Origin of the sequence: Bradyrhizobium sp. 215_C5_N1_1 (genome assembly GCF_052075935.1) — a bacterium.
Taxonomy (GTDB): Bacteria; Pseudomonadota; Alphaproteobacteria; order Rhizobiales; family Xanthobacteraceae; genus Bradyrhizobium; species Bradyrhizobium barranii.
On record NZ_CP197228.1, the window covers coordinates 3,811,167 to 3,824,983 of the forward strand.

At 64.5% G+C, this 13,817-nt stretch carries 17 protein-coding genes; 12 read left to right on the forward strand and 5 right to left on the reverse strand.

Going from position 1 to position 13,817, the window contains the following annotated elements; translation table 11 throughout:
- Positions 1-96: 96 nt before the first annotated feature.
- Together AB7G19_RS18305 and AB7G19_RS18310 are read right to left on the reverse strand one after the other, a co-directional pair.
- Positions 97-333 (reverse strand): hypothetical protein, encoded by a 237-nt coding sequence (locus tag AB7G19_RS18305; protein WP_166342143.1) that lies wholly within the window; start codon positions 331-333, stop codon positions 97-99.
- A gap of 99 nt (positions 334-432) precedes the next feature.
- A complete protein-coding gene (locus AB7G19_RS18310; RefSeq protein ID WP_135216955.1) occupies positions 433-1,389 on the reverse strand; it encodes a helix-turn-helix domain-containing protein in 957 nt (318 codons plus the stop codon).
- Between the two features lie 196 nt (positions 1,390-1,585).
- Here AB7G19_RS18310 and AB7G19_RS18315 point away from each other — a divergent pair, with 196 nt between their 5' ends.
- The gene (locus AB7G19_RS18315) at positions 1,586-2,602 is read left to right on the forward strand and encodes a carbon-nitrogen hydrolase family protein (protein WP_283016781.1); all 1,017 of its coding nucleotides are present in this window, start codon (positions 1,586-1,588) and stop codon (positions 2,600-2,602) included.
- A 28-nt stretch (positions 2,603-2,630) separates the two neighbouring features.
- Positions 2,631-3,671 carry a phenylacetaldoxime dehydratase family protein gene (locus AB7G19_RS18320; protein ID WP_166342140.1) on the forward strand — a complete coding sequence of 347 codons (1,041 nt, stop codon included), beginning with the start codon at positions 2,631-2,633 and terminating at the stop codon, positions 3,669-3,671.
- Here AB7G19_RS18320 and AB7G19_RS18325 read toward each other — a convergent pair.
- Positions 3,668-4,306: an HAD family hydrolase gene (locus tag AB7G19_RS18325; protein WP_166342139.1), complete on the reverse strand. Its 639-nt coding sequence runs from the start codon at positions 4,304-4,306 to the stop codon at positions 3,668-3,670. The genes AB7G19_RS18320 and AB7G19_RS18325 overlap by 4 nt on opposite strands.
- Positions 4,307-4,598: 292 nt before the next feature.
- On the opposite strand from AB7G19_RS18325, the gene AB7G19_RS18330 reads away from it, so the two are divergent.
- From AB7G19_RS18330 to AB7G19_RS18355, 6 genes are all read left to right on the forward strand, one after another.
- Positions 4,599-4,793 (forward strand): hypothetical protein, encoded by a 195-nt coding sequence (locus AB7G19_RS18330; protein ID WP_166342138.1) that lies wholly within the window; start codon positions 4,599-4,601, stop codon positions 4,791-4,793.
- 62 nt (positions 4,794-4,855) lie between these two features.
- Positions 4,856-5,104, forward strand: a complete 249-nt coding sequence (locus AB7G19_RS18335) for a type VI secretion system-associated protein TagO (protein ID WP_283016780.1) — start codon at positions 4,856-4,858, stop codon at positions 5,102-5,104.
- A 108-nt stretch (positions 5,105-5,212) separates the two neighbouring features.
- Positions 5,213-7,498: a glycosyltransferase family 4 protein gene (locus AB7G19_RS18340; protein ID WP_166342136.1), complete on the forward strand. Its 2,286-nt coding sequence runs from the start codon at positions 5,213-5,215 to the stop codon at positions 7,496-7,498.
- A gap of 34 nt (positions 7,499-7,532) precedes the next feature.
- On the forward strand, positions 7,533-8,831 hold the full coding sequence (locus tag AB7G19_RS18345) for a glycoside hydrolase family 130 protein (RefSeq protein WP_166097119.1): 1,299 nt from the start codon (positions 7,533-7,535) through the stop codon (positions 8,829-8,831).
- Positions 8,832-8,890: 59 nt separating this feature from the next.
- Positions 8,891-9,133, forward strand: a complete 243-nt coding sequence (locus AB7G19_RS18350) for a hypothetical protein (RefSeq protein ID WP_063982778.1) — start codon at positions 8,891-8,893, stop codon at positions 9,131-9,133.
- A 42-nt stretch (positions 9,134-9,175) separates the two neighbouring features.
- Complete coding sequence (locus AB7G19_RS18355) at positions 9,176-9,370, forward strand: hypothetical protein (protein WP_063982779.1); 195 nt, start codon at positions 9,176-9,178, stop codon at positions 9,368-9,370.
- A gap of 82 nt (positions 9,371-9,452) precedes the next feature.
- Here the strand turns inward: AB7G19_RS18355 and AB7G19_RS18360 are convergent, their stop codons facing one another.
- Complete coding sequence (locus AB7G19_RS18360; RefSeq protein WP_283016779.1) at positions 9,453-10,469, reverse strand: TRAP transporter substrate-binding protein; 1,017 nt, start codon at positions 10,467-10,469, stop codon at positions 9,453-9,455.
- 39 nt (positions 10,470-10,508) lie between these two features.
- On the opposite strand from AB7G19_RS18360, the gene AB7G19_RS18365 reads away from it, so the two are divergent.
- The 4 genes from AB7G19_RS18365 (at position 10,509) to tsaA (ending at position 13,250) form a co-directional block, all read left to right on the forward strand.
- Complete coding sequence (locus tag AB7G19_RS18365; RefSeq protein WP_283016778.1) at positions 10,509-11,531, forward strand: lytic transglycosylase domain-containing protein; 1,023 nt, start codon at positions 10,509-10,511, stop codon at positions 11,529-11,531.
- Positions 11,532-11,639: 108 nt separating this feature from the next.
- Positions 11,640-12,380 (forward strand): AzlC family ABC transporter permease, encoded by a 741-nt coding sequence (locus AB7G19_RS18370; RefSeq protein ID WP_063982781.1) that lies wholly within the window; start codon positions 11,640-11,642, stop codon positions 12,378-12,380.
- On the forward strand, positions 12,377-12,727 hold the full coding sequence (locus tag AB7G19_RS18375; protein ID WP_063982782.1) for an AzlD domain-containing protein: 351 nt from the start codon (positions 12,377-12,379) through the stop codon (positions 12,725-12,727). The genes AB7G19_RS18370 and AB7G19_RS18375 overlap by 4 nt, the downstream gene beginning before the upstream one ends.
- A gap of 31 nt (positions 12,728-12,758) precedes the next feature.
- Positions 12,759-13,250 carry a tRNA (N6-threonylcarbamoyladenosine(37)-N6)-methyltransferase TrmO gene (gene tsaA / locus AB7G19_RS18380; RefSeq protein ID WP_014494668.1) on the forward strand — a complete coding sequence of 164 codons (492 nt, stop codon included), beginning with the start codon at positions 12,759-12,761 and terminating at the stop codon, positions 13,248-13,250.
- A 120-nt stretch (positions 13,251-13,370) separates the two neighbouring features.
- On the opposite strand, the gene AB7G19_RS18385 is transcribed toward tsaA, so the two are convergent.
- Positions 13,371-13,799 (reverse strand): HIT domain-containing protein, encoded by a 429-nt coding sequence (locus tag AB7G19_RS18385; RefSeq protein WP_063982784.1) that lies wholly within the window; start codon positions 13,797-13,799, stop codon positions 13,371-13,373.
- Positions 13,800-13,817 lie beyond the last annotated feature (18 nt).

Below are 13,817 nucleotides of genomic sequence, written 5' to 3' on the forward strand. Positions count from 1 at the left end.
GCCGCTGGTTGACCGGTGCGGCCTTTGGGCGATGGTAATGCAAGCGCGGGCCGCGTCCTATCACGCGCTCACATACCGGCCTTGCTCGGGAATGGCCTAGTCGTGCAGGCGCATGTCATCGAATGCTGCATCGGCAACGCGCGCGCCTGGCGTCTTCACCGATGACTGAACCTCGATCCTGGTTGCGGGCGAGGGGAAGCAGGCGGCTTCGCCGTCACGCGCCTGCCGCGGCAGCAGCGTCAGGCCCCAGCCAACCAGGACCAGCACCGCGAGCCTGATCGCGATCACACCCAGCAACAGCTCCGATCCGCTTATGGTGGCGTGAGTCCTCATGCACGCCAGCCTGATGCGCGCAGACGGACAAGGCAATCTGGAATTGACGAGCCTTGCCTTCGCCTGCAGCGAAGGCTTGAGGTGATAGCTGGCTGGATGTCAGTGCCGCAACTGGCTCTGCCTGAAGTCGCGCGGCGACATTCCAAAATGCTCGCGGAAAACGCGGCCGAAATGCGAGAGGTCGTTGAAGCCCCAGGCGAAGGCGATCTCGCTGACATGGCGATGGGCCAGCACGGGCGAGGCGAGGTCACGCCGGCATTGGGCCAGACGCTCGGCAAGCACGTGGCGCTGGAACGAGGTATCCTCGTCGGCGAGGAGATCGTTCACATAGCGCGGCGAGATGCCGAGTGCAGCCGCGGCCTCCGACAGCGAGAGGTCGGGATCCGCTAGGTGAGCGCGGATATGGGCCTTCAAGCGGTAGAGCAGGGCGGAGCGATGGGTAGAGGACGGCAACGATGTCTTGCCGAGCCGTTCGCTCAGCGCCATCGCGAGCAGATCGACGGCCTGCTCAGACAACGCCGCAGCGTTGTCCGGGGCAAGTCGGTCCGCGCTCTGGCAAAGCCTGAAGATGAAATCATAGGCGAGCCGTTCGAGCGGCACATCGGCGCCGAACGACATCGCGGTGAGCGTCTCGGTGGCGCCGAGCCGGCGCTGCAGCATTTCGCGCGGCACCTTGAAGATGGTCTGCGTGAAGGCGTGGTTGAACTTCAGCTCATAGGGACGCGTCGTGTCGTAGAGCGCGAACTCGCCGGGATGGATCACGGTCTCGCGGCCGTCCTGCACCACGCCTCCGTCGCCGCGATTGCCGAGCGCAACCAGGACAAAATCCTGATCCGAACGCGCGATGCGGGACGGCGTCCGGAACACGTGCTGGCGGTCGGAGCAGACCTCGGAGCACACGGCCTTGCCGAGCGGGGCCTGCGTGACCGAGCCGCGAAAGGCGCTGCCGAGGTCGGACTTGCAGTCGAGCCCGACGAAGACGTCGCAGACGATGTCCTGCCACAGCGCCAGCCGCCGGTAGCCGGGGCTGCCGTCTGTCGTGAACTGGATTGGCATCGGCAAGCCTCCCTGTCACATCCAGCAAAACCGCATGTTGGCGCAGATCCAGCCTGACCGAAGGCAAGTCCCGTACCCGTCGGCGATCCCGGCCAGTCGAGTTTTTGTTCCACTGCGGTCGAGCGCCCGGCCGGGTGGCTTGGCCAAATAGACTGCATCGGACGTGGCTTCCGATCAACCGGCAATGGAGGCGGGAATGGGCATCGTACATCCGAAATACAAGGTCGCGGTGGTGCAGGCGGCGCCGGCCTGGCTGGATCTCGACGCGTCGATCGACAAGTCGATCGCGCTGATCAGGGACGCGGCCGAGAAGGGCGCCAAGCTGATCGCCTTTCCAGAGGCCTTCATCCCCGGCTACCCCTGGCACATCTGGATGGACTCGCCGGCCTGGGCGATCGGCCGCGGTTTTGTGCAGCGCTATTTCGACAATTCGCTGTCCTATGACAGTCCGCAGGCCGAGCGCCTGCGCGACGCCGTACGCAAGGCAAAGCTCACCGCCGTGCTCGGCCTGTCCGAGCGCGACGGCGGCAGTCTCTATCTGGCGCAATGGCTGATCGGGCCCGACGGCGAGACCATCGCAAAGCGCCGCAAGCTGCGGCCGACCCATGCCGAGCGCACGGTCTATGGCGAGGGTGACGGCAGCGATCTCGCCGTGCACGCAAGATCGGACATCGGCCGCATCGGCGCATTGTGCTGCTGGGAGCATCTCCAGCCACTGTCGAAATACGCGATGTACGCCCAGAACGAGCAGGTGCATGTCGCGGCCTGGCCGAGCTTCTCGCTCTACGATCCCTTCGCGCCGGCGCTCGGCGCCGAGGTCAACAATGCCGCCTCGCGCGTCTATGCGGTGGAGGGCTCCTGCTTCGTGCTCGCGCCGTGCGCGACGGTCTCGCAGGCCATGATCGATGAGCTCTGCGACCGCCCGGACAAGAATGCGTTGCTGCACGTGGGCGGCGGGTTCGCCGCGATCTACGGCCCCGACGGCAGCCAGATCGGCGACAAGCTGGCGCCGGACCAGGAGGGGCTGCTGATTGCCGAGATTGATCTCGGCGCCATCGGTGTTGCCAAGAACGCTGCCGATCCCGCCGGGCATTATTCGCGGCCCGACGTGACGCGGCTCCTGCTCAACAAGAAGCGATACCAGCGCGTCGAGCAGTTCGCGCTGCCGGTCGACACCATTGAGCACACGGACATCGCGGCGGCGGCGAGCTGATCGCCGGGATCAAGGGGAGGGTACGATCATGGAATCCGCAATTCCTCTGCATCTCGAGACCCAGCGCACGCGCCACAAGCGCGTGCCGGACGATTACCAGCCGCCATATCCGTCGTTCGTGGCGCGCTACAAGCCCGCCGTAAGCCGCGTCGTGATGGCCTATTTCGGTGTGCAGTATCGCGACGCGGCGCCGTCGGCTGCGACGGCGGCACTCGCCGAGATCGCGGCGCGGTTTGCTGCCGAGGGCGGGCCTTCGCATTGGGACCGCGCCCGCTACGTCGACCGCGCCGGTTATGAGACCGTCGTGTCGGTTGCCTATTGGGACGACGTCGCGCGCTTCGACGCATGGTTCCCGCCGGCACGCGAGGCGTGGACTGTGAAGGCGCGCGAGGGCATCGGCACCTTCATCGAGGTGCTGCGTCCCACGGTCGCCCGGCACGAGACGCTGTTCTCCTCGCTCGACCGGCCCGAGGGCGTGGCCGCAATCGCCGACGGCATGAGCGGCGAGGTGCAGGAGCACGCCTATTGGGGCGGCATGCGCGATCGCATTCCGCTGTCGCAGGCCGATCCGATGACGCCGGGCGGCACGCCGGAATTGATCCGCGACGGCGCGCGGCTGCGCGTGAAGGCGCACGACAATCTCTGCCTGATCCGCTCCGGGCAGGACTGGAGCGATACGGAGGCATCCGAGCGAAAGCTCTATCTCGACGATGTCGAACCGGTGCTGCGCGAGGGCATGGATTTTCTGCGCGACGACGGGCTAGCCATCGGCTGCTACGCCAACCGCTACATGCAGGTGCTCTCCGCCGACGGCAGCGTGAGCGAAAAGTCCTACGGCCAGAGCTGGTGGAAGAGCCTTGCCGCACTGGAGCGCTGGGCGGAGTCACATCCGACCCACGTCAAGATATTCGGCGCGGCGATGAAATACCTGTCGACGCTCGGGCCGTCCGCAAAGCTGCGGCTCTATCACGAGGTCACGGTGGCTGCCGCCGACGAGCAGTTCTTCGAATATCTGAACTGCCATTCGAAGACCGGCATGCTGGCGGCGGTCGAGACCGTCAGCGCCTAGGCTGCGCAGTGACCGAGCAGTTCGGGATGCGCGGCGCAGATGTGATGTGCGCCGGCATCCCGCAGCTCGGCCTCGCTGCCATAACCATAGAGCACGCCGATCGCGGTCATGCCGTTGGTGCGGGCGCCGATCACGTCGTGGCTGCGGTCGCCGATCATGATCGCGCTGCCGGGATCGACCTTGGTTTCGTCGAGCGCGAAACGCAGCAGGTCGCGCTTGTCGACACGCGTGCCGTCGAGCTCGGAGCCGAACACGCGCTCGAAATACGGCTTCAGGCCGAAATGATCGACGATGCGGATGGCGTAGACCGCGGGCTTGCTGGTGGCGACGAACATGCGCTGGCTGGTTGCGGCGATCGTCGTCAGCGTGTCGATGATGCCGGCATAGGCCTCATTCTCGAACAGGCCGATATCGGCAAATCGCTCGCGATAAAGCAGTAGCGCACGGTCGGCGAGCTCGTCGCTTCCGGTGAGCTTCTTCAGGCTGGCGTGGAGGGGCGGCCCGATGCACCAGGTCAGCTCGTCCTCGCTCGGCACGGCAAGGTCGAGCCGCTCCAGCGCGTATTGGATTGAGCGGGTGATCCCGGGCTTCGGGTTGGTCAGCGTGCCGTCGAGATCGAAGAAGATTGTAGCCATGCCAGTCGTGCCCGTGTTGATACCGCCGTTGTTTGACCTAAACGACGCGGCTGCTCAAGGCAACGCCGCCGCGTCGCGCGACGTTTTAAAGCTCGCTATTGGCAGGGCATAAGCGTAGAGTCCTGCGATCACCGCCCTTCCCATGGCATCCATCGGTGACTGAGGGTCACTAGCGCTCCCGCCGAACGAGGAGGAGCGCGCATGCCTCGCTTTAATCTGGCCGACTGGATCGTGCCGCCGGTGATCGTCCCGCTGTTTCTGTTGCTCCTGGTGGCCGCTGCGGCTTTTCTGCATGGATAGGACGCCGCTCCAATATCTGGTGAGCGGACGCGATCAAAGCGGCTATGTCAGCCTGGCCCGCACCACGACGGCCGCCGCTCTGAAGAAGGCGAAGGAGCTGTTGCAGGAAGGCTATGTCGACGTGCGGATATGCACGCCGCAGGGCCGGGTTCTGCTGTCTGACGAGTTCGACCAGTTCGAGGCATGAGGAGCGCAGGGGCGTCAAACGGCGCGCCCGGATCCTCCGCGAGGAACGATACCCGTATGAAAATGCTTATTGTCGCATTGGCGCTTGGCACATTCGTGCAAAGCGCAGTCGCGAAAGAGAAAGAGCCGGACTGCCGCGCAATCGAGAGCACGAGCGGACGGCTCGCATGCTACGACGCCGCGTTTCCGCCGAAAGCGAAGCAACCCACTGCTGCCGAACAAGACGCCGCGCGGGCCGCCTACAAGGACCCCTTCATTGCGGAAGAGGCCAGAACCGCAGCGAAGCTGAAGAATATCTGTCGCGGCTGTTGAGGTTTGCAATCAAGCAGCGCGTGGCAGAGGTGACGGACGACAGAATTCGCCGGCGCGTCCGCCCGCCGTGCACGCTCCGACATCAAGCGAAATCATAGAGGTGCCGACATGACGCCGCTCCGCCGTATCGCCGTGATCGGCAACTCGCTGCCTCGACGATGCGGAATTGCGACCTATACGACCGACCTGAAGAACGCGATATCGATTTCGCGCCAGGATATGGAGACCTGCATCGTGGCAATGACCGATCGCGGTCAAGCCTATGATTATCCTCCGGCGGTCGCGTTCCAGATCAAGGACGGCAATATCGAAGACTACATGCGGGCCGCGGATTTCCTCAATGCCGGCCGGTTCGATGCCGTGTGTTTGCAGCACGAGTTCGGGATTTTCGGTGGTGAGGCCGGGGCCCATATCCTCGTGCTGTTGTCCCGCCTTGCCATGCCGGTGGTGACGACGTTCCATACCGTGCTCGCCGATCCGACACCTGCGCAGCGGACGGTCATGGAGCGCATCGTCGAGGCGTCGTCGAAGGTCGTGGTGATGGCCAATAAGGGCCGCGAACTGCTGCGCGACGTCTACCGGGTGGCCGACGACAAGATCGAGGTCATCGCCCACGGCATTCCGGACGTCGCCTTCGTCGAGCCCGATGCAGCGAAGGCCAAGCTTGGATTTGAGCAAAAATCGGTCATCCTGACATTCGGCCTGTTGTCACCGAACAAGGGCATCGAAATCATGATCGACGCCATGCCGTCGATTCTGAAGCGCTGCGCTAATGCGGTGTATGTCGTGCTTGGCGCAACGCACCCCAACCTGGTCCGAAACCAGGGCGAGGCCTATCGCGAGAGCCTGATGGCGCGGGTGCGCGAACTCGGAATTGACGACCACGTGGTGTTCTTCGACCGGTTCGCGGATCTCGCCACGCTGCTCGAATTCATCTCGATGTGCGACGTCTATGTCACGCCCTATCTCAACGAGGCCCAGATGACCTCGGGAACCCTGGCCTACAGCTTCGGATTGGGGAAGCCGGTCGTCTCGACGCCTTACTGGCACGCCCGCGAGCTGCTTGCCGACGGGTGCGGCGTGCTGGTGCCTTTCAGCGACGCCGCGGCGATCGGCAACGAGATCGCAGGCCTGCTGACCGACGACGCCCGCCGGCAGGCGATGTCGCGGCGCGCCTATGCGGCGAGCCGGATGATGACATGGGAACGGGTGGCCGAGCGCTACGTGTCCGTCTTCGAGAATGTACGGCAAGGCCATCGGCTTAAACTCTTCGCGTGCTCGGAGATGAATGTGCCGGAGCCACGTAGCCCCGCATCGCCCGATATGCAGATCGGCCATTTCCTGTCGATGTGCGATGATGTCGGCCTGTTCCAGCATGCGGTCCATTCGGTGCCGGATCGCGCGCACGGCTATTGCGTCGACGACAATGCCCGAGCGCTGCTGCTGGCCTGCGCCCTCAATGGTCCAGGCGAACAGCCGCTGTCGGAAATCCTGACGAGCCGGTTTGCGGCATTCGTGCAGCACGCCTGGAATCCCGACACCGGGCAATTTCGCAACTTCATGGGGTTCAATCGAACCTGGCTTGAGGACAGAGGGTCGGAAGACAGTCACGGGCGGACGCTATGGGCTTTGGGCGAGGCTGCACGCAGAGACGCGAGCCCCTCCCGGCGCCTGTGGGCCGCTGCTTTGTTCGCCCAGGCATTGTCGATCGCGGCGAGCTTTGGTTCGCCCCGCGCATGGGCATTCATGCTGCTGGGCTTGGACGCCTATTGCGCTGTAGCTCCGGACGATCTCCACGCCAGGGACGTCCGGCATTCCCTTGCCGGCAGGTTGATGGCCTGTCTGGCGTCGGTCGAGACGTCTGACTGGGTGTGGTTCGAGGAAGGGCTGGCCTACGACAACGCGCGGCTGCCGCAGGCGCTGATCCTCACAGGCATGGCGACGCAGGCGCCCCAATATCTCGATGCCGGATTGAGGTCTCTGCGCTGGCTCATGACGCAGCAGACGACCGCGGCAGGGCATTTCCGGCCGGTCGGCACCGCCGGCTTCGGCGAGCGGCGGCAACATCCCCGTGCATTTGATCAGCAGCCCGTGGAGGCAACGGCAACGATCGCCGCCTGCCTAGCCGCGTGGCGTGCCGATGGCGATGCCGAATGGAAAGCCATGGCAACTCGGGCCTTCGCCTGGTTCCTGGGCAGCAACGATCTCTCAGTGGCGCTGGTCGATCCGCTCACTGGCAGTTGCCGGGATGGTTTGCACGCTGATCGCGCCAACGAAAACCGCGGGGGCGAGTCCGTTGTTTGCTATCTCCTCGGGCTTGCTGAGATGCGCCAGCTTGCGCGCGTCAACCCGAGCTTGACGAGGCCCACAGCCTTGCGCGCCGTGAGCGCCTGAACTTCATCTTTTCATTCAGCACGCCGAGGATACCGTGTCACAAGCTTCTTTCCTGAACCGGCAGGGGCTTAATCTGCGCCCCGATCCAGCGCGAGTCATCGTGCGGCCCTTCAAGCCGGCAACCGAACCCCGCGATCTGAACCCGACCGACAAGATGCGTGCAAATCATATCGTCGACCGGGTTCTTGCGCTCAGTTCGGAGGCCGTTGCAGTTCAGCTTGCGGATGTGCTCGACAATTTCCAGGGGCGACATCGTAACCTCCTGGAGCGGTTCGAGACCCGAGCGGATGAAATGGAGGACGCTTTCGCCACGCATGGCGTCTTCTCGAAGACGCAGCGCCAGCTGATTGGTGCCTATTTTCTCAGTGAGTATTCGTTCGAAGCCTCTGCCTTGTTCAACCCCAGCATCGTCCCGCACCCCGATCAATCGGGAGCACCGAACGGAGGTTCGCGATTCATCGTCAGCCTCCGGGCCATCGGCGAGGGGCATGTGTCGTCACTGACGTTTCGAACCGGAACGATTGCGGCTGACGGAAGCCTGGCCGTCGATCCGACGGCGCGCCTTGCCTCGGTCCCCCGGATCAGCCATCGCGTATCCGGATCGGACGGCGACCGTGTGGAATTGGTGTTCAGGCCCGAGGAAGACCTCAGCGAGCGGGTCATCTTTCCCGTGACCGAATCCCAATCCAACGGGATCGAGGATGCGCGCTTTGTCAAATTCAACGACGGCGATCGGGAGATCTACTACGCGACCTATACGGCCTATAGCGGACGGGCGATCCGGTCTGAATTGATCGAGACCAGCGACTTCATGTCGTTTCGACTAACGCCTTTGCGGGGGGCTGCAGCCCACAACAAGGGCATGGCGCTGTTCCCACGCAAGATCGACGGCCGCTATGCCATGATCGCGCGACAGGACAATGAGAACCTGTATCTGGTCTATTCGGACGACCTCTACACATGGGAGGGCGGCCGGGTGCTTTTGAAACCGCAATTTCCCTGGGAGTTCGTCCAGATCGGCAATTGCGGGGCACCCATCGAACTTGACGAAGGTTGGCTGCTGCTGACGCACGGTGTCGGCCCGATCCGGAAATACTCGATCGGAGCGGCTCTGCTCGACAAGCGCGACCCGTCCAGGGTGCTGGCTCGCTCGGCCGAGCCGCTGCTGCGGCCTGAGCCGTCCGAACGCGAGGGGTATGTCCCCAACGTCGTCTATACCTGCGGTGCGATGAGGCACAATGATCAGATCATCCTGCCATATGCCGTGTCGGACACCTTCTCCAGCTTTGCAACGATCAGGATTTCCGCGCTCATCGAAGCGATGCGCGGCTGAGCGCGGTTGTCGCGGTCGTTGACGTCAACTCCGTGTGTCAACAGGTCAGAGGTGCCGTCATGGTCCGCGAAACAACCTACGTGGTGCAGGCGTTCAACGCCGGCAAGGGTGGAAATCTGAAGGCCGACTCTCCCATCGTCTGCAAGTCGGAAAGCGGCGCGCTGCGCACGGCGGAGAGATTGGCCTTGAGCAAACTCGGCGTCGTCGCGTTCTCGTCCAGCGGCGATCCCGAAATGGGTGACTATGACGATGAGCCTACGGTGTTCTTCCGAAAGGGCGAGCTTCCGGCTGGTTTCGACTGAGGCCCTGATCGTGGTCGAGCAGATATTGGCGGAGAGGCACAGATGAACGAGCGACTGGACATATTGAAGAAGGCCCGCGATCGCATGATCGAGGACAGAGACACGCATGCGAAGGTGCTGGCCGCTCCCTTTGATCGCGACAATGCCGAGCGAGCACGGAACAAATTCGTCGAGCTTCAAACGCTGATCGATGCCCTGGACCGCGCAATCAGCGCAGAAAAGCCGGCCTCGGCATAGGACCGAAGCGAGTGAAGGGCGGGACTGGCGGACATTTCAACGCAGCACCGCTGTGGCAAGCCGGCGGCCGCCACGGCTCGCCCTATTGCTGTCTCGCCCATTCGACGATCGCCGCGGCATCGGCGCCCGCCTGCGTCTCCCAGGTGGCGATCGCGGGCGTTGCCGCTTTCCGGAGCGCGGCGACGAGGGACGCCGGCGCCGGCTCGGCGATGCGGACGCCGTTGTCGCGCATGCGCGCATAATTTTCGATGGTGCGATGGGTCAATAGCGCGAATTGGCTTTGCTCGGTCTCGGCCGCCGCGGCCAGGACCTCGCGCTGCACCGGCTCGGACAGTTCGGCAAATGCGTCGCTGCGGACGAAGGCGATCGAGACCGGCATCGCGTAGTTGATCGCTGTGAAGTAGGGCAGGAAGTCCCAGAGCTTGCGTCCCGCGCCGCCGTCGCCGGAGGTCAGGAACGCATTCAGCCGGTGCTCCCTGAGGCCAGCGAGTGCCGCGTCCATCGGCAGGAACTGTGCATTCGCGCCGGCCGCGCGCATGACCTCGCCGGAGTTGGCGTCGTAGGCCCGCAAATTCAGTCTCGGCAGGGCGTCGGCGCCTTCCAGCGCATGGTCCGACCAGAGGCCCGTGGCCGGCCAGATCGTGACGTAGAGCAGCTTCAGGCCGCGCGCCGCGAGCGCCTTCTCGTAGAGCGGGCGCGCCCGCAGATTGGTGGCGCGGGCGAGGTCGACGGACTGCACCAGAAAGGGCAGGGTGGACAATCCGAGCACCGGGTCGAGGCCCGAAAGCGCGCCCGCGAAGGCGTCGCCGCCGGCGATGCGACCATCCAGCGCGGCGCGCGGCATTTCGCCCGAGTTGATCTTGAGCTCGTTGTCGAAAGCGCTAGCTACGGTCACGAAACCGTTTGTGCGCGCCGCGACGCGATCGGCGAAACTGGTGAGCCCGATCCCGGAAATGTTGTTTTGCGGATATTCCGTGGTCATCCGCCAGTTGACTTGCGCCATGGCGGGCGCGGCGGACAGGACGAGGGCTACGAGGACGAGGATCGCGCGGATCCCTGGGGCGGGGCAGCGCATTGGGAGAAGCGGGTCAAACAGCATATATTGGCAACTCGTCGAACCATGGCACGATGCCACAACATGGCAGATCATCTTGTTGCATGCCGCGCCGGAGCGCGCCACAGCGCTGCTTGGGCACGGCTGACGCGAATTGCATCACTCATCATCGCCGCACTGCTCGTCTCGGCGACACGGGTGGTGGCGTGGGACAGCTCGCCCGCGAAGACCAATATCGCCGTCCCCAGCGTCGAGGAGCTTGCGATGCCACCGGCGAATCCGGCCGCTGCGCGCGAGAGCGATACGCGGGAATCGATCTGCCTGATCGTCGAGGCCGCCGCACGGGATGCCAATCTGCCGCTGGAATTCTTCGCCCGCGTGATCTGGCAGGAAAGCCGATTCCAGGCCGATGCCGTGGGGCCTATGACGCGCAGCGGCGAGCATGCGCAGGGGATCGCGCAGTTCATGCCGGGCACTGCGAGCGAGCGCGGGCTGCTCAATCCCTTCAATCCGGTACAGGCGCTGCCGAAGTCGGCGGAGTTCTTGAACGAGCTGCGCAACCAGTTCGGCAATCTCGGTCTTGCGGCTGCTGCCTACAACGCCGGGCCGCGCCGGGTGCAGGAATGGCTCGCCGGCACCGGCGGCATGCCGGAGCAGACCCGCAACTACGTCTATGCCATCACCGGCACGAGCGTTGACGCGTGGGCCAAGGCGGGAGCGACCGGCAAGGGACCGCCGAGTTCGCCGCCGACGAGCTGCCGCGATCTCATGGCGCTTCTGAAGCGCGCGCCAAATGCCTTTGTGGCCGAGCTCGAACAGCATGTCGAGCTCGCCGCCGCAAAGGTCTGGGGGGTACAGCTCGCTGCCGGCTTCGACCGCAACAGGGCGCTGGCGATGTATTCCCGCGCCGTCACGCGGCTAAACACCGTGATCGGCGACCGCGATCCGAGCCTGCTAAGCTCGGTGATGCGCAGCCGCGGTACGCGCGCGTTCTACCAGGTGCGCATCGGCGCGGACACGAGGAGTGAGGCGGATGATCTGTGCAACCGCATCCGCAAGGCCGGCGGTGCCTGCTTCGTGCTGAAGAACCGGGGTGTGAGCGGGTAGGCGCGTCTGCGCGCGCGCGCATGCCAGCCCCGCCGCGCGCTTCCTTGACGCCAGCCACGGCATTGCCCGTTATGCGGGCACGATTCCGCAATCCGGCCAAAGACTCCCGTGGCGCTTCCTCCGCTCGATTCCCCTCAATGGCAAAGTTCCTGGCGCGCGTTTGCGTGGGGACTGCGTTCGATCACGCAGACGATCCTCACGCTTGTCCTGTTCGCGACCTATCTCGGCATCGGCGCGCTCGCCCATGACACCCATTTCAGCCTGCTCTGGGCGCTCTGCTCGACGCTGTTCGTCTGGGCGGGCCCCGCGCAGATCATTCTGATCACCACGCTCGGCTCCGGCGCGACCATCATCCAATCGGCGATCGCGGTCACCGTCAGCGCGATCCGGCTGTTTCCGATGGTGGTCTCGGTGCTGCCCCTGATGCGCACGCCGACGACCAAGCGGCGCGAGCTGTTCTTCGCCGCGCATCTTACGGCGGTGACACTGTGGGTCGAATGCCATCGCTTCCTGCCGCAGGTGCCGCGCGAGCGGCGCATCGCCTTCGTCAACGGACTTGGTTTTGGTCTGGTCTCCGTGTGTCTCACCGCCAACACGGTCGGCTATTTCCTTGCCGCCAACCTGACGCAGACGCTAGGCGCCGCGATCCTGATGCTGACGCCGCTGTCGTTCCTGTTTTCGACCGCGCGCAACAGTCGCGAGGTCGCCGACGTCGTCGCGCTAACGCTCGGGGTTCTGCTCTATCCGCTGGCCGCGAAGATGAACTCCGGGCTCGACATTCTCGTCAGCGGTTTGGTGGCCGGCACGATCGCTTATGGCGTGCATTGGTGGCGGGAGGTGCGCGCATGAGCTTTGCGCAGCTCATCGGCGACTGGCACGCACTCGTCGTGCTGTTCGTTGCGGGCGTTGTTCCCAACCAGATATGGCGCATGCTGGGCCTGTGGTTCGGCGGCGGCATCGACGAGGGCTCGGAGCTGCTGGTCTGGGTGAGGGCGGTCGCCACCGCCATCCTGGCCGGCGTCATCGCCCAGATCGTGGTGGAGCCGCCGGGGGCGCTCGCCAGCGTGCCGGACGTCTTGCGCTATGGCGCGGTCGGCGCAGGCCTCGTCGCCTTCCTGCTGACCCGCCGCTCGATCTTCGCAGGCGTGGTGACAGGCGAAGTCTTCATGCTGGCCGGAAAGTGGTGGTTAGGCTAAAACCACCGGCGAACAGCAAGGAACGGGAAATATGGTTCGCGAAAACGAGCTCCGCGAGGGCGAGGTCGCCATCGAGCTGCCGTCGACGGAGGATGCCGGCCTCGTCTTCATCGGCCGCATCCGCACGCCCTGGACCTCGCGGATGGAGACGCCGCGACAGGGGCGTCAGGACGGCCCGGTGTGCCGGCTCGAGATCTTCGAGCCGTTCGTGCCGGCCATCAAGGGCGTCGATTTCTACAGCAATCTCGAGGTGCTCTACTGGCTCGACAAGTCGCGCCGCGACATCGTCCTGCAAAGCCCGAAGAACAACGAGAAGACCCGCGGCACGTTTTCGCTGCGCTCACCGGTCCGGCCCAACCCGATCGGCACCTCGATCGTCAAGCTCGTCGGCATCGAGGGCAATGCCATTCTGGTGCGCGGGCTCGACTGCATCGACAACACGCCGCTGATCGACATCAAGCCAGATCGTTGCGAATTCACGCCGCTGGCCGCCCCGCAGGCAGGGGATTTTCAGACGGAGTGAGGGGCGCTCGCCCTGACCTCGTCATTGCGAGGAGCTCTTGCGACGAAGCAATCCAGACTGTTTCCGCGGAGGCAGTCTGGATTGCTTCCCTGCGCTCGCAATGACGGAGTGTCTGTGGCGCTATCCCGCCTTCAGCGCCGCGATCAGCTTGGCCGCGTTCTCTTCCAGGACCTTGACGTCTTCCTTGCGGCTGGCGGGTGGCAGCATGGCCACGCCGTCGTGGCGCGGCATCACGTGCATGTGGAGATGAAACACCACCTGGCCGCCGGCGGGCTCGTTGAACTGCTGCACGGTGATGCCGTCGGCCTCGAACGCTTTCATCGCAGCGGCCGCGATCTTGTGCGCGCCCCGGGCGACGTGGGCGTAGTCGTCAGGCTTGATGTCGAGGATGTTGCGGGCAGGGGCCTTCGGGATCACCAGCGTATGGCCCGATACCCGCGGCATGATGTCGAGGAAGGCAAACACATGCTCGTCCTCATAGACCTTGTGGCAGGAAAACTCGCCGCGCAGGATCTTCGCGAAGATGTTGTTGGGGTCGTAGGCGGTCATGGCGGCGGCTCCTCGAAT

Coding starts and splice junctions, on each gene's coding strand:
- AB7G19_RS18305 (WP_166342143.1), bottom strand. CDS start 333: ATGAGGACTCACGCCACCATAAGCGGATCGGAGCTGTTGCTGGGTGTG.
- AB7G19_RS18310 (WP_135216955.1), bottom strand. CDS start 1,389: ATGCCAATCCAGTTCACGACAGACGGCAGCCCCGGCTACCGGCGGCTG.
- AB7G19_RS18315 (WP_283016781.1), top strand. CDS start 1,586: ATGGGCATCGTACATCCGAAATACAAGGTCGCGGTGGTGCAGGCGGCG.
- AB7G19_RS18320 (WP_166342140.1), top strand. CDS start 2,631: ATGGAATCCGCAATTCCTCTGCATCTCGAGACCCAGCGCACGCGCCAC.
- AB7G19_RS18325 (WP_166342139.1), bottom strand. CDS start 4,306: ATGGCTACAATCTTCTTCGATCTCGACGGCACGCTGACCAACCCGAAG.
- AB7G19_RS18330 (WP_166342138.1), top strand. CDS start 4,599: ATGGATAGGACGCCGCTCCAATATCTGGTGAGCGGACGCGATCAAAGC.
- AB7G19_RS18335 (WP_283016780.1), top strand. CDS start 4,856: ATGCTTATTGTCGCATTGGCGCTTGGCACATTCGTGCAAAGCGCAGTC.
- AB7G19_RS18340 (WP_166342136.1), top strand. CDS start 5,213: ATGACGCCGCTCCGCCGTATCGCCGTGATCGGCAACTCGCTGCCTCGA.
- AB7G19_RS18350 (WP_063982778.1), top strand. CDS start 8,891: ATGGTCCGCGAAACAACCTACGTGGTGCAGGCGTTCAACGCCGGCAAG.
- AB7G19_RS18355 (WP_063982779.1), top strand. CDS start 9,176: ATGAACGAGCGACTGGACATATTGAAGAAGGCCCGCGATCGCATGATC.
- AB7G19_RS18360 (WP_283016779.1), bottom strand. CDS start 10,469: ATGCTGTTTGACCCGCTTCTCCCAATGCGCTGCCCCGCCCCAGGGATC.
- AB7G19_RS18365 (WP_283016778.1), top strand. CDS start 10,509: ATGGCAGATCATCTTGTTGCATGCCGCGCCGGAGCGCGCCACAGCGCT.
- AB7G19_RS18375 (WP_063982782.1), top strand. CDS start 12,377: ATGAGCTTTGCGCAGCTCATCGGCGACTGGCACGCACTCGTCGTGCTG.
- tsaA (WP_014494668.1), top strand. CDS start 12,759: ATGGTTCGCGAAAACGAGCTCCGCGAGGGCGAGGTCGCCATCGAGCTG.
- AB7G19_RS18385 (WP_063982784.1), bottom strand. CDS start 13,799: ATGACCGCCTACGACCCCAACAACATCTTCGCGAAGATCCTGCGCGGC.